The organism is Flammeovirga sp. SubArs3, assembly GCF_947387565.1.
GTDB classification, from domain to species: domain Bacteria; phylum Bacteroidota; class Bacteroidia; order Cytophagales; family Flammeovirgaceae; genus Flammeovirga; species Flammeovirga agarivorans.
The window spans coordinates 628,926-643,392 of the sequence record NZ_CANDOA010000004.1 but is presented as its reverse complement, the minus strand read 5'-3'; the positions used below and the strand labels follow the sequence as shown (position 1 = coordinate 643,392).

Here is a 14,467-nt window from a genome sequence, read left to right as displayed (position 1 = left end):
AATTGCTCTTGACATGCAAAGATGTAGTTATAAAGTAATTAAGAAGTAACAAACTTCATACCTCAAAAGATGCAAATGCAAGTAGATAAAAAACAAAAGAAAAAGGAATCACCCATTTTAAGTATATTACTTAACATCGTCATCCCTTCTTTAGTGATGTCAAAATTAAGCGATCCTGAATACCTTGGCGATGTAAATTCAGTAATTATTGCCATTGCATTCCCGATAGTTTATGGTATTTATGATTTCTTCGACCGTAAAGAAATAAGTATTATTGCGGTTCTTGGACTTGTCAATGTAGCACTTACTGGAGGTATTAAATTATTGCATCTTCCTTCTGACCTTATTGCGATTAAAGAAGCTGCTGTACCTGGACTTATTGGTATCATTGTTTTCATCTCTACATTCACAAAGTACCCTTTAGTCGAGAAACTACTTTATAATGATACACTTCTTGATATCAATAAAATTGAAACACAATTAAAATTCAGAAATACGAAAGAACTTTTCAACAAAAGACTTAGAAACACTTCGTTTATGTTGGCCGGTTCATTCTTCTTATCCTCTGCATTAAATTATATCCTAGCAAAAATTATTATCAAAAGTGAATCACATACTATTGAATTCACTAAAGAACTAGGGCAAATGACTGCTTGGAGTTGGGTTGTCATTGCACTTCCTTCTACAATTGTGATGATGGCAGCATTAATGTATCTCATCAAAGGGGTGAAAGAGTTCACTGGTTTTGAGATGCAAGAAGTATTAGTAGGTTTTGAAGAGGAGAAAAAAGAAGAAGGAAAATAATATAGTTATGGCAATTGTTGATACATCAGTAGCTGAAGCTAAAAAAATATTAGATAAAGGTGGACTAATCGGTTTACCAACGGAAACAGTTTATGGTCTTGCAGGAAATGCACTAGATCCAGTAGCTGCTTCCAGTATCTTTGAGGTAAAAGCGAGACCAAGCTTTGACCCATTGATTGTGCATAGTAGCTCTCTTGAAAGACTATCACCATTTATCAAAGACATACCAGAAGAAGCAAAAAAATTAGCAGACGAATTCTGGCCAGGTTCTTTAACTATGGTTTTACCTCGTTCTGAAAAGATTCACGATTTGATCACTTCAGGATTAGATACGGTAGCAGTAAGAGTACCTAATCATCCTTTGGCATTGGATTTACTTTCTCAATTAGATTACCCTGTTGCAGCTCCTAGTGCTAATCCTTTTGGATATATTAGCCCTACTACTGCTCAACATGTAAATGATAAACTAGGGGATAAAATTGAGTATGTTTTAGACGGAGGCCCATGTCAGGTTGGTGTAGAATCCACTATCGTTGGTTTTCCAGAAGGAGTACCAACGATTTACAGAAAAGGTGGTATTCCTATTGAAGAAATCGAAAGAGTAATCGGTCAAGTGAAAGTGAATGCTCAATCTTCTTCACAACCACAAGCTCCGGGAATGTTACATAGACACTATGCTCCCAATGCAAAATTATTACTAGGGAATATTGATGAAATGATTGAGGAATACAAAGACGAAAACTTTGTTACGATGTCATTTAATAAAAGCTTTCCTACTGTTTCAGAAGAGAAACAATTTAAGTTATCAGAAAGCGGTGATTTATCAGAGGCAGCAAGAAACTTATTTAAAACATTAAGAGCTATAGATAAGCTTAATCCATCCTTTATTCTTGGTGAATGGATGCCGGAAGAAGGACTTGGAAGAGCAATGAATGATAGAATAAAAAGAGCAGCTGCCTTAGGGTAACTGCTCTTTTTGCTTTTGGTTATTTTCTAATAAAAGATCAAATAGGATAAAGCATTTTGTACCATATCCTTTTTCTGATTCTACTTTTAATAGTCCATTATTTCTTTTTATAAAGTCTTGTACTAGGATCATTCCTAGACCAACACCTTTCTCACTTTTTGTACCTTTTGTTGAATATTGTACAGAAGGGTTTAATAGTTTCTTCAACTCTCCTTCTGTCATCCCAACACCATTGTCTTCGATCAACAATTCTACTTTATCTCCAATTCTTTTAGTGGAAATCCTAATTTGTCCGTTGCCATCATTCTTTGTAAATTTCATCGCATTAGACATAAGATTTCTTATTACACAATCCATACTATTATTATCTATATAACAATAATAGTCTTCCTCTAAATGGTAGCTTAATGTAATATTTTTCTCTTTTGCTATACCTGATAATAGATTGACATTTTTCTCAACCAGTGTATTCAATCTATTTTTCTTGCGATCAATTTTGATAGAATTTGAGGCAGATCTTGACCATGACAATAGATTATCCATCAACCCCATAATATTCTTCATAGAGGCATGCATATCTTTTGCCAACATTGTGATTTCATCAGCTGTAAACGCATTTGATCTTTCCATCAGAATTTTCAAGAAACCTATTTGCGTATTAATTGGTCCTTTTAAATCATGAGATATGATAGAAAAAAATTGATCCTTAACCTTATTCGATTCCATCAATTTCTTTTTAGAACTCATCAATTTTTCATTGCCCTGCTCTAATTCTTCAAATTGATTTTGAATCATATCGTACATCTCCTGGAAAGAATTGGCTAATGCGGCTACTTCTTTTGTAGGTCTCTTTAGCGATTTAAAATCAATAGGTGTTCCCGATTGCATATAACCACTTTCAATGACTCTTCTGGTTCTATCTTCCAAAACAGTAATAGGGAAAGAAACTCTTGAGGCTGTATAATAACCTACTAAAACGGTAAATAGTACTGCTACTAAGCTAATTAACAAATAAGAAAGTTTTATTTTCCACATTAGGGTAACAAACCTATTTGAGACATCTGTACTTAGTGAATCAAACTCCGATTCTATATACGCTGCAGTATTATGTAACTTCCCTTTTAATCCTTCTTGATTATTCTTACCTATCTTATACTGAAGTAAAACGATATCATTAAAAATAGCTAGATACTTCTCTGCTGCAGCACTTTCTTTTTTGTATCCATTATTTTTTTGGAGTAAATCAAGTAACTGCTCAGATGATTTATTTATTCTTAGTACATAGGATGTTTTTGGGTTTAAAAGATATTTCATTCCGTTCAACTGCATCTCGTTAAACAGCTTCACATATCTTTCTTCTTTTAATCCCGATAAGGTTTTTATGCTTTTATAAAGTTCACCATACAAGCCTGAGGTTTCAGAACCCAACTGTTTCTTGGCTTTGATTAATTGCTGTACAGTTATGTTGTATTTCTTAATTAAGCTATCGATAAATACAATATCATTTTCTAGCTTCCACTCATGGATTTGTTCATGGCTGATCAGCTTATCGATACTTACAGTGATGAGTTCCACCTTATTTTCTCGCTTAATCAATAGGTCTTCCAATCGATCAGAAGATAATGATGAAAATGGATGATTTTCAGCAGACAGTTCTGTAGCGTCTTCTTTTATTAGGTCCAAAACACTCACCTCCATACTCATTAACCAAGCTTTTACCTGATCGAGTTCTTCGCTTCTGTGAATGTATTTGTAAGTAATAAAAGATATACAACTAAATAATATTGAAAAAGAGATAAATGCGGTAAGAATTCTCCCTCTTAAACTTCCATTGTTCATACCTCTGACGTTAGTTAGGCTGTTGGTAGTAATTACAGATTTACATAAATGAGAATGTTCAAAAATATGATTTTTTTCTTAGTTTAAAAACTTACAGTATTTTAAGTCCCAAAATAGTGGTATCATCGTCCTGAATACCGTCTCCTTTCCACTCCATATACGTTCTATTAATATAATCTTTCTGATTTTCAATAGACTCTATCTGCATATCAATTAGTAGTTCTTTGAACCTCTCATGAGTGAACATCTCATTTTCAACGTTCTTTTGCTTCATAAAGCCATCACTAAACAGGTATAAACGACATTGTTTTATTCTGTTTAATGGTAGATAATGAGTATTATATTTAAGAGTTGTGTCTGCACCTAAACCTCCAATACCATAAGCATCTCCATTTAGTTCATCCAACACATCATCTCTAACTACAAAGATAGAGTGATTCGCTCCTGCAAATTCCATCATTTGTTTCTGACGATCCCAAACACATATCGATAAATTGACAGCACTATCAAATACTTTATCCCCTTTCTTTGTAATCTCTAATAATGATTTGTTCAATGACTCAAGAATTCTATCTGGGCTAGAAATCTTTTTCACCTTTACAGTTTCGTTGATCAATGATGTTAATATCATTCTTAATAATGCAGCATCAATATCTGACTTACCTGTATCACCTAAAAAGAAAAATACTCTACTGTCTCTTTCATGGTACCAGATAAAATCACCTGATATATCATTTTTGGCACTATGGATATGGAAAAATTCTTCAACACTCGAATTGAACATTGTGTTATCAAAGAGTGGAGTTCTTAAAACTCTCTTCACAGACTTCAATTCATCATCCAACTGATGCTCCTGCTTTTCAATGACCTTATGCTGTTCATCTTTTATTCCATGTAGTTTCTTTTGTTCTTCCGTTTGGTGTGCAATAGTTTTTGTTGAAACCTCCATTTGCCCTGCCAAATCTTCCAATTGCTTTTGCAAGTGTTCTTTATCAGACATTAGGGTTTTCACTTCCTCGCTGATAATTTCTAACTTCTGCAACATATCATCAGTTATTCCACTATTCTGATGACTCTTAGCTAAGAAAGTCAATGGCTGATCTACCAAATCTTCCAATGCTCTTTTCAAGGCATAAATAGGTTTTGCGAGCTTTCTCCCTCCATAAATTACACCTAACAAGAAAAATGCAGCAATAATCGCCAAAAGGGCATTGACATAAATTCTTAACGTATCCCATTCGTAATAGGCAATATCTCTATCCCATTCTACAACGATAGACCAATCCAAACCTGCTCTTTTCAATGCAACAACATCAACCAATGCGTTGATACCATTTACAGAACTCACCTCTAAAATCTTATTTTCTTTACCCAGATTTCTCCACAATGTACTATCTACCTTTTGAAGACCAATCACTGAGTTGTTTTTCTTAGCAACTTCTAGATCATCCAAAGAGTATCCTTCCTGTGACATTCTCAATAACACAGCAGAAGGGTTTTCCTTAAACTCCCTACTTGTTGTTCTTATTCTTCCATCACTACCGACCAGATAAATATCTGTATTATTAGAAGCAATTGGAGACATCATTTCCCAGTCTCCAGGGGAGTAACTATATGCGATAACATACTTACCTGTAGCAGATGTTTTAGTCAGAAGATAACCTCTTAACTTACCAAGATTCAGTTTACTTGGCGATACATCTATCCAATAATGATTTCTCTTACCTTCTGCCAACATTCTCACCAACTTATCTCCATCCTTGGTAGTAAACAACGTAGAAAAGAAAGACTGACCAATTTCTACAAAGTTGGTAGAGGAAGCGATTACTTTACCATCTGCAGTATCGATAATATAGGCCTCCTTGGCATTTAATATTTTATTGAACTTTTGAAGTGTATTATTTAATTTGTAGAACTTCCAATAGGCAACATCTTTTTCATTACGCTTATCATTGAGCCACAATTGGTAAAGGTAGGCAGACTTATCCAATTCACTATCTTCCATTAATTTAGAGAGTGCTTTAGCATCAAATTTTCCATTATTGATTTTACCAAATTGAGCATAGTTCCTATCATAATTTTTCTGATAGGCTTTTGGTGCAACTATATCATCTTTTACCTTTAGTAGTTGTTTCTTTAATCCGTTTAGTTCTTTGTCTGTTATTGTTTGAGATAAGCTTACTGCTGCAGCTTCTTTTTCTGAAAAATTCGTTTTTATAAAATCAGAGATAGCTAATGCTACGACTTCTAATCTGCTTTCTACAGCCTTCTTTTCCGTTTTTGTAATGATCGTATTGATCACAACAATTAGAAAAAATAAGGCAATAATGACGATAGTAAAAAAATAAGAAAATATACTAGATTGTATCTTTCTAAACATAATGATATGATCGTTTTGTACGTTTGGACTACCTGAGTGAGGTATATGGTTAGTGAAATTAAAATAATTTGCCCCAATATAAAAGTTTCATTGCAGATAAAGAACTTCTAAACAAATTGTATGACATAAAAAAACCCGACTGCATTTATGCAACCGGGTTCAATATATAATTCAATGAGATTATCTCATTTCTTTGTATTTGTTGATCAACTGATTTGTTGAAGAATCATGTGATTCTACTTTATCTTCATTAGTCAATTCAGGAAGAATTTTGTTAGCTAATTGCTTACCTAACTCTACACCCCATTGATCAAATGAGAAAATATTCCACATTACACCTTGAACAAAGATCTTATGCTCATACATAGCGATCAATGCACCTAAAGTAAACGGTGTTAGTTTCTTCATTAAGATTGAGTTTGTTGGACGGTTTCCTTCAAACACTTTGAAAGTCTTTAACTTTTCAATTTCAGCATCTGATTTACCTGCAGCTTTAAACTCAGCTACTACTGCTTCTTCAGACTTACCTGTCATTAATGCTTCAGTCTGAGCGAAGAAGTTAGATAATAATTTTGGATGGTGATCACCAATTGGGTTTTGAGATACTGCAGGAGCAATAAAATCTGCAGGAATCAATTTAGTACCTTGGTGGATTAACTGATAAAATGCATGTTGACCATTTGTACCTGGTTCACCCCAAATAATAGGACCTGTTTGGTAATCTACTGGCTTGCCTGATCTATCTACATACTTACCATTCGACTCCATATCACCTTGTTGGAAATATGCTGCAAAACGATGCATATATTGATCATATGGTAATAATGCATGAGATTCAGCACCAAAGAAGTTGTTATACCATACTCCTAAAACAGCAAGAATTACAGGAAGGTTTTCTTCAAACTCTGCTGTTTTAAAGTGGTTATCCATGGCATGAGCACCTTTCAATACTTCTTCGAAATTATCATATCCGATATTACATGCGATTGATAAACCAATTGCTGACCATAATGAGTAACGGCCACCAACCCAGTCCCAGAAACGGAACATGTTCTCTGGAGCAATACCAAACTCACGTACTTTTTCTTCGTTTGTCGATAAAGCAACGAAGTGCATCATGATATGGTTTTCGCTTTTTGCAGCGTTAAGGAACCACTCTCTTGCTGAGTTAGCGTTAGTCATTGTCTCCTGCGTTGTAAACGTCTTAGAAGCAATGATAAACATTGTAGTTTCAGGATCTAATCCTTTTAATGTCTCAGAAATGTGAGTTCCATCTACATTAGAAACGTAGTGAATATTAACATCAGTAGCATAAGGTTTTAATGCCTCAGTTACCATGTAAGGACCTAAGTCTGATCCACCAATACCGATGTTTACTACATCTGTAATAGATTTTCCAGAGTAACCTTTCCACTCACCAGAAATTACTTTAGTAGTAAATTCCTTCATTTGACGTAGTACATGATTCACCTCTACCATTACATCCTCACCATCCACTTTCATTGGTTGGTTCGATTGGTTACGAAGTGCAACATGGAATACGGCTCTATCTTCAGTTTCATTGATGTGCTCACCATTGAACATGCTTTGAATACCTTCAGCAACTCCTGTCTCTTTTGCAAGATCCAAAAGCAACTTCATTGTTTCATCGTTGATGATGTTCTTAGAGTAATCAACAAATATATCTTCAAAAGTTTGAGAGAATTTTTCTGCTCTCGAAGCGTCTGTATCAAAAAGATCCTTCATGTGCACATCTTTCATAGAGTTGAAGTGTGCTTCTAGGGCTTTCCAAGCCGCTGTTGATGTAGGATTAACTTGTTTCAACATGATATTATTAATATTATTTCAGTTACATATCTTAAAAAATGGAACCCATTCATCATAGGCTCCAAAGATTCCACAAAATTACACTTTCTAGGTATCGGAACAAGTAATTTCATGGTGTAGTTTGGTGATTTTTGTCCCTATTTTAGTTTGCAACGGATTGTTATTAAAGTATTTAATATTTAGTCAACAACATTCACTATTATTCATCTCTCCGGATTATAATTGTGTAATTTCAACACTAAAATCAAAAAAGCCTTTAGATCTAAATTTATGACCTAAAGGCTTTTGTTTATTTTCATCGATTAAGATTATAAGAAGGCAAATTGCTCTACATCTTCTTTAGTAATTTCTGTCGGACTCATAATCGTCAGACGTTCCACTACGTTTCTTAATTCACGAATATTTCCTGTCCATTCTGGCTCTTTCATTTTTTCAAGGGCCTCTTCTGTGATCTTCGTTTCAGGTTTACCGTATTCACCGGCAATATCCTTTAAGAACTTCTTCACTAACAATGGAATATCTTCTTTTCTATCTGAAAGAGATGGAACTTTAATAACAATAACACTTAATCTGTGATACAAATCTTCTCTGAAATCACCTGATTTAATCATTGCTTTAAGGTCTTTATTGGTTGCAGCAACAACTCTTACATTTACCTTAATTTCTTTATCTCCACCTACTCTAGTAATACGATTTTCCTGAAGTGCTCTTAATACTTTTGCTTGGGCAGAAAGGCTCATATCACCAATCTCATCCAAGAATAAAGTCCCTTCGTTAGCTTGCTCGAATTTACCAATTCTTTGTTTGTGGGCTGATGTAAACGATCCTTTTTCATGACCAAACAATTCTGACTCAATCAGTTCAGAAGGAATTGCAGCACAGTTCACTTCAACTAATTGTTGTTTTGAACGAGGGCTCTTACCATGGATCCATCTAGCTACAAGCTCTTTACCAGCACCGTTTGGTCCTGTTACCAATACTCTAGCTTCAGTTGGCGCTACTTTCTCAATAGTATCTTTCATTGCTACTACGGAGTCAGATTCACCTATAATATCGTACTTCTTAGCTACTTGCTTCTTTAATACTTTAGTTTCTTGTACTAAAGAGTTTTTATCTAAAGCATTTCTAACAGCTAATAAAAGTCTATTTAAATCGGGTGGTTTTGAAATGAAGTCAAAGGCACCTTTTTTAGTTGCATCTACAGCGATGTCAATGTTTGCATGAGCAGAAATCATGATAAACTGAGGTGCTTTACCCATTTCCATTGCTTTAGTTAGTACTTCAATACCATCTTTCTTTGGCATTTTCACATCACATAGAGCAACATCATAGTTATTCACAACAAGCTTCTCTAACGCTTCCTCTCCGTCTTTCGCTTCATCTACTTCGTAGTTTTCAAACTCCAAAATTTCACGAAGAGTATAGCGGATGCTTTTTTCATCATCAATGATAAGAATCTTCTTTGGCATCCTATAATTTTTAGATTGTTTTATAAGTTTTTTACCAAGCTACTTCAACACAATAGTCCATTCCCTGGCAGTCTGCAAATTCAAAATCCATTTCTGCTTCTGGGAAAAATTTTGTTACCATTTCCATCACCTGAGCTACTTCTAGAGCACCTAATGGAGATTTTGTTGGAGGAGTGAGTATTGCTATTTCAAGTTTACTTGAAGAAACCTTGGGTTTAAAATAATTGCATTGCTTTTCAGTATCAGCAAGTAATGTTTCCAATGATTCGCCCGCAGCTGTAAAGTTCCTTCTCATATTGCCTGATTTTGAATTATATTCTAATGATAACCGCAAATATACACTTGCCTCCAAATTCAGAACTATTTTTCTGTAAAAAATTTTCAGCAAAGAACATTTATTAGTAGTTTTCAAAGTGAACAGACTAAGATTACTTATATCACCAACACATGAAAAAAAATTATAAAAAATTATTCCACCTCCACGCAAGAGCTGGGTTTGGGATCAATAAAACTGACGCCGACCGTATCATCAACACTGACAACTGGATCTCACCACTAACTGATATTGAAGATATTGAGCTTCTAAAGTTCGATCTACCTGAAATCCCTGAAGGAAATATGGGCATGATGGAAGAAAACAAAAAGATGGAGATGCGTAAACAAATGCGTGTTTTATCCAAAGACATCAATATTGAGTGGATCAACCAAATGAGTAAAGGTAAAGATCCTTTAGTAGAAAAAATGACACTATTTTGGCATGGGCATTTCGCTTGCAGAATCGTTAATCCGTACGATGCCATGCAGTATACAAATACCCTTAGGGAAAATGCTTTGGGTAATTTCAAGGACCTTGTCATGGGAGTTTCCAAATCATCTGCGATGATCAAGTACCTACACTTAAAGCAAAACAATAAAAGAAAACCCAATGAAGATTTTGCCAGAGAACTTTGCGAACTATTTACTCTAGGTAGAGATCAAGAATATACAGAACAAGATGTAAAAGAAATTGCAAGAAGTTTTACAGGGTGGTCCACTAAACGAAAATCCACTACTTTTTACTTCAATGAGAGGAAACACGACAATGGCGAAAAAGAAATTTTTGGAAAAACAGGCAATTTTGGAGGAGAAGATGTAATCAATATGATCCTCGAGAAGAAACAATGTGCTCGTTTTATCTCAACAAAAATCTATAAGGAGTTTGTAAACCCAACAGTAAACGAGAAAAACCTCGAAGAGATAACAGAAGTGATGTATGCCAATAACTATGATATTGGAAAAACAATGCATCATATTTTCTCCGCGAAATGGTTTTACTCAGATGAAAACATTGGCTGTAAAATTAAAAGTCCAATAGAGTTATTAGTTGGTCTTAAAAAGTCGTTTCAACTAGATCCTTTATACAAGAAATCTTGGATTGTTCTACAACGAAATCTCGATCAGGAATTATATATCCCACCAAATGTAGCAGGTTGGCCCGGAGACAAAAGCTGGATAGACAGTAGCCGCCTTGCCTTTAGGTTAAGATTACCGTCCTTACTTTTAAATAATGGAGAAATCCCTCTTGCCTTTAAAGAAGATTATGATGTTGATCCTAATGAGGACAGAACAAAAATGAGAAAAATAGCAAAGTTCAAGTGTAACATAAGCTGGTCTGAAATTGAAGATAGCTTTAAGGAAGACCCTAAAAAATGTACACTTGAAGAAATGATGGTTCGAGGAGAATTGTCAAAACAAGCATCACAATATTTGAAAGACAATCAGTACGATAGTTTCAAAGAAAGAATCATCCAAATTATTTCACTTCCAGAATACCAACTTTGCTAACATCATGAAAAGAAGATCATTTTTAAAAAGAAGTTCATTAGTTGCTGCAGGTACAATGTTTACTCCAATGTTTTTACAGCAGACATTAGGAAAAAACTTCAAAGAATATACAGGAAAAAGAGTTGTTATTATCCAATTTTCTGGTGGTAATGATGGATTGAATACAATTGTACCTTTCTTGGATGACAACTATTATAATGCTCGACCAAGTTTAGCTTTAAAGAAAGCAGAAGTGATTAACCTTGAGAATGACTTAGGTATTAATGGGGAAATGAAAGGGTTCGCTGACCTGTTTCATAAAGGTTATGTTTCCATTATTAATAATGTAGGATATCCTAACCCCAATCGATCGCACTTCAGAAGTATGGATATTTGGCATACAGCAAGTGATTCTGATGAATACATTAGTACAGGATGGCTTGGAAGGTACTTAGATTCTTATTGCACCTTTGCTAGAGAAGGAATTGAAATGGACAATACACTGTCCTTATCTATGAAAGGCAATAAGGTAAAAGGAATTGCTGTAGATAACCCTCAGACTTTTTACAATAGTCTTAATGTTTCTCAATTCGAGTCGCTAGCTAAATCTACCGATGATGACATACTCAATGAGGACAACCAAGGATATCTTTATAAAACACTTGCTGAAGCCAATCAATCGGCTAAATATGTTTACGAACATAGTAAGATTTACAAATCAAAATCTACTTTCCCGAAAAGTCAACTCGGAAAAAATTTAAAATCCGTTGCAGAGATGATTCAATCAGGAATGGATAGCAAAGTTTATTATGCGTCTTTAGGTGGTTTTGATACTCATGCTTATCAAAAAGGAAAACAAAACTCTTTACTTAAAGATTATTCTGCCTCTGTAAGTGCTTTTGTTGAAGAATTAGAAAGAACAGACCATTTCAAAGATACAGTTATTATGACTTTTTCAGAGTTCGGTCGTAGAGTGAAACAAAATGCATCTGGCGGTACAGATCATGGTGCTGCAAACAACGTCTTTTTAATTGGTAAGAATTTAAAACAACCTGGATTTGTGAATGAAAACCCTAATCTGGAGAGTTTAAATAGAGGTGACTTAATACATTCGGTAGACTTCAGATCAGTTTACGCCGACCTGTTAGACAATTGGTTAAGTGTTAGTAGTTCCGAAATTTTGTCAAAAAAACATAAGACCTTACCCCTAGTCTAATATTCTTTTGAAATCACTTCGATTATTATTTATTTGCTATCGCTTTCAACTTTTTACATATATTTTGCAATAGACATATTCGAAAGATTTCGCTATGAAATATACTCACATACTAAAATTGGCTACGTTAATACTTCTACCATTGTTTTCTTGTCAACAAGAACAAAACAAAGAAGTAGAGAAAAAGATCATCATTAGAAAAGAATTTAAACAATCTAAAGATGATGGGTTGTACAAACAATTTGGCAACGATGTAGTGGAAGTAAAAGTAAAAGACTTCAACACAAAAGGAGAAAATGTGAGTATTACTGCAGAAGTTAAAAATGCGGAAGGCACCTCATTAAGAACTATCGAATTACCAAAAGAAAAGTTACTTGCTATATTAAACGCTCAGAATGAAATTGATATTGAGAGTGTAGCCAATAGTGAGCAGTTCTTATGGAAAACTCAAGAAGGCACAGAAGAAGAACTTGAACATGGCGTTTTTCTATCTGAAGAATATGAAGAGGAAATGTCTGCTATCATTAAGAAAGAATATGGACAAGATATCAAATCCATCAATTCAATAAATGTAGACATTGAAAACAACGAAGCAACAATCAACGCCGAAGTACTTCTGTCTGATGGGCAAGTCGTTCAGAAAACTATCAAAAAGAAAACTGAAGAGATGACTGGCGGCGAGGATGAAGTTGTTAAAGTCAAAATGATTCAAATTGAAGGAAAATAAAAAAAGGGAAGCATTTCAAACTGCTTCCCTTTTTATTTATCAACTACTAAAGGCTTAAATTTTATTTACCACCTCTGTACATTTCATATTTAGCAAATCGACATTCAATTGCACCATTGTATAGTTCAATTTTCTGACTTGGTCTTAACCCTACAAATTTTAATGCTTTCATGTTGCCACTGAAGATCCAAGCATCATACCCTGTGAAATCTTGCTTTAGCTTGTCTCCCATCTTTTTGTAAAGTTCTTCAATATCACTACCAATACGTTCACCATATGGTGGGTTACAAACGATTACACCATTGTCTCCAATAGCTTTTCTCTCAAAGAAGCTTTGCTTAGAAATCCTTAGATCTTCATCTAATCCAGATCGTCCCGCATTAGCCATCGCAACTTCAATTGCTCCTCTATCAATATCAGAGCCTACAATTGGCACATCAATTTCTTTTCTTGCTCGTTTTCCTTCTCTAAACACCTGATTCCATAATCTACGGTCATATTTTGGCCATTTCATGAAAGCGAACTTTCTCTTTAGGCCTGGAGGTGTATTTGAAGCAATCATTGCTGCTTCTATCAGAATTGTACCAGAACCACACATGGGGTCTAAGAAAGGTCTATCACCTTTCCATCCTGATAAAATCAAAAGTCCAGCTGCAAGCACTTCATTTAAAGGTGCTGCTTTTTGTTCCGTTCTATATCCTCTTCTATTCAATGCTTCTCCAGAACTATCCAATGATAGAATACAATCATTTTTAGTTACGTGAATATGCACCTGTATATCTGGATTTTTTACATCTACGTTAGGTCTTCTCCTAAACACATCCATAAAATGGTCTGCAATAGCATCCTTTACTTTTAAAGCAACAAATTTTGAATGTCTAAATGTTTCTGACCAAACGGTAGAGTCTACAGCGAATGTACCATCTTTATCAATATATTTCGCCCAATTGACTTTCTTTACTTTCTCATAAAGGTCTTGTTCGTTTCTTGCTTTAAATTCTTTAATCGGCATTAGAATTTTTAAAGCAGTACGACAATGTAAATTAGCCTTGTAAAGAACTTCCAAATCACCTTTAAAGGTAACTGCTCTTCTGCCTTTTTTTACATCTTTTGCACCAATATTGATCAATTCATTATACAAGACCTCTTCTAAACCAAAAAAGGTTTTAGCGGTCATTGAGAAAACTTGTTCAGTCAATTTTTTAAAATTTATATTGAAATATTGAGGGCAAAGGTAGTTGTTTTTAAAAGAAACTCCTTCAAGAAGTCATTAAAGAATTTAAACTTACTAGATGTTTTATCAAGTGATTAGGTTAGAAAGCAAAATCACTCAATGCTATCATTAACGAAAAGTAAAGGGAGATGAACTTATTGAAAATATTAAACAAAATTCATTTTCAACCTGTTTTAATTCTAGTATAAAACGTTTGTTTTG

11 protein-coding genes are annotated in these 14,467 nt (G+C 34.4%); 5 read left to right on the top strand and 6 right to left on the bottom strand.

The genetic code is table 11. From position 1 onward, the window contains the following. Positions 1-69: 69 nt before the first annotated feature. Together QL232_RS14945 and QL232_RS14940 are read left to right on the top strand one after the other, a co-directional pair. Entirely contained in the window at positions 70-804 is a 735-nt protein-coding gene (locus tag QL232_RS14945) for a VC0807 family protein (protein ID WP_168881440.1), read from the top strand. A 7-nt stretch (positions 805-811) separates the two neighbouring features. Further along, positions 812-1,771: an L-threonylcarbamoyladenylate synthase gene (locus tag QL232_RS14940; RefSeq protein ID WP_168881441.1), complete on the top strand. Its 960-nt coding sequence runs from the start codon at positions 812-814 to the stop codon at positions 1,769-1,771. On the opposite strand, the gene QL232_RS14935 is transcribed toward QL232_RS14940, so the two are convergent. From QL232_RS14935 to QL232_RS14915, 5 genes are all read right to left on the bottom strand, one after another. Beyond that, on the bottom strand, positions 1,763-3,610 hold the full coding sequence (locus QL232_RS14935; RefSeq protein ID WP_281614690.1) for a HAMP domain-containing sensor histidine kinase: 1,848 nt from the start codon (positions 3,608-3,610) through the stop codon (positions 1,763-1,765). The genes QL232_RS14940 and QL232_RS14935 overlap by 9 nt on opposite strands. Before the next feature lie 91 nt (positions 3,611-3,701). After that, on the bottom strand, positions 3,702-5,990 hold the full coding sequence (locus tag QL232_RS14930) for a PP2C family protein-serine/threonine phosphatase (RefSeq protein ID WP_281614689.1): 2,289 nt from the start codon (positions 5,988-5,990) through the stop codon (positions 3,702-3,704). 180 nt (positions 5,991-6,170) lie between these two features. Beyond that, positions 6,171-7,817 carry a glucose-6-phosphate isomerase gene (pgi, locus tag QL232_RS14925; protein WP_281614688.1) on the bottom strand — a complete coding sequence of 549 codons (1,647 nt, stop codon included), beginning with the start codon at positions 7,815-7,817 and terminating at the stop codon, positions 6,171-6,173. 308 nt (positions 7,818-8,125) lie between these two features. Next, positions 8,126-9,286 carry a sigma-54 dependent transcriptional regulator gene (locus QL232_RS14920; RefSeq protein WP_168881445.1) on the bottom strand — a complete coding sequence of 387 codons (1,161 nt, stop codon included), beginning with the start codon at positions 9,284-9,286 and terminating at the stop codon, positions 8,126-8,128. 31 nt (positions 9,287-9,317) lie between these two features. Continuing rightward, positions 9,318-9,581 (bottom strand): hypothetical protein, encoded by a 264-nt coding sequence (locus tag QL232_RS14915; RefSeq protein ID WP_168881446.1) that lies wholly within the window; start codon positions 9,579-9,581, stop codon positions 9,318-9,320. A gap of 152 nt (positions 9,582-9,733) precedes the next feature. Between QL232_RS14915 and QL232_RS14910 the strand changes: the two genes are divergently transcribed. The 3 genes from QL232_RS14910 to QL232_RS14900 all read left to right on the top strand — a co-directional run bounded on the left by QL232_RS14910 (position 9,734) and on the right by QL232_RS14900 (position 13,032). Continuing rightward, complete coding sequence (locus tag QL232_RS14910) at positions 9,734-11,110, top strand: DUF1800 domain-containing protein (RefSeq protein WP_281614687.1); 1,377 nt, start codon at positions 9,734-9,736, stop codon at positions 11,108-11,110. A gap of 4 nt (positions 11,111-11,114) precedes the next feature. Continuing rightward, the gene (locus tag QL232_RS14905; RefSeq protein WP_281614686.1) at positions 11,115-12,305 is read left to right on the top strand and encodes a DUF1501 domain-containing protein; all 1,191 of its coding nucleotides are present in this window, start codon (positions 11,115-11,117) and stop codon (positions 12,303-12,305) included. Between the two features lie 94 nt (positions 12,306-12,399). After that, complete coding sequence (locus QL232_RS14900; protein ID WP_281614685.1) at positions 12,400-13,032, top strand: hypothetical protein; 633 nt, start codon at positions 12,400-12,402, stop codon at positions 13,030-13,032. Positions 13,033-13,093: 61 nt separating this feature from the next. Here QL232_RS14900 and QL232_RS14895 read toward each other — a convergent pair whose 3' ends face one another. Next, on the bottom strand, positions 13,094-14,209 hold the full coding sequence (locus QL232_RS14895) for a THUMP domain-containing protein (protein WP_281614684.1): 1,116 nt from the start codon (positions 14,207-14,209) through the stop codon (positions 13,094-13,096). Between the last annotated feature and the right edge of the window lie 258 nt (positions 14,210-14,467).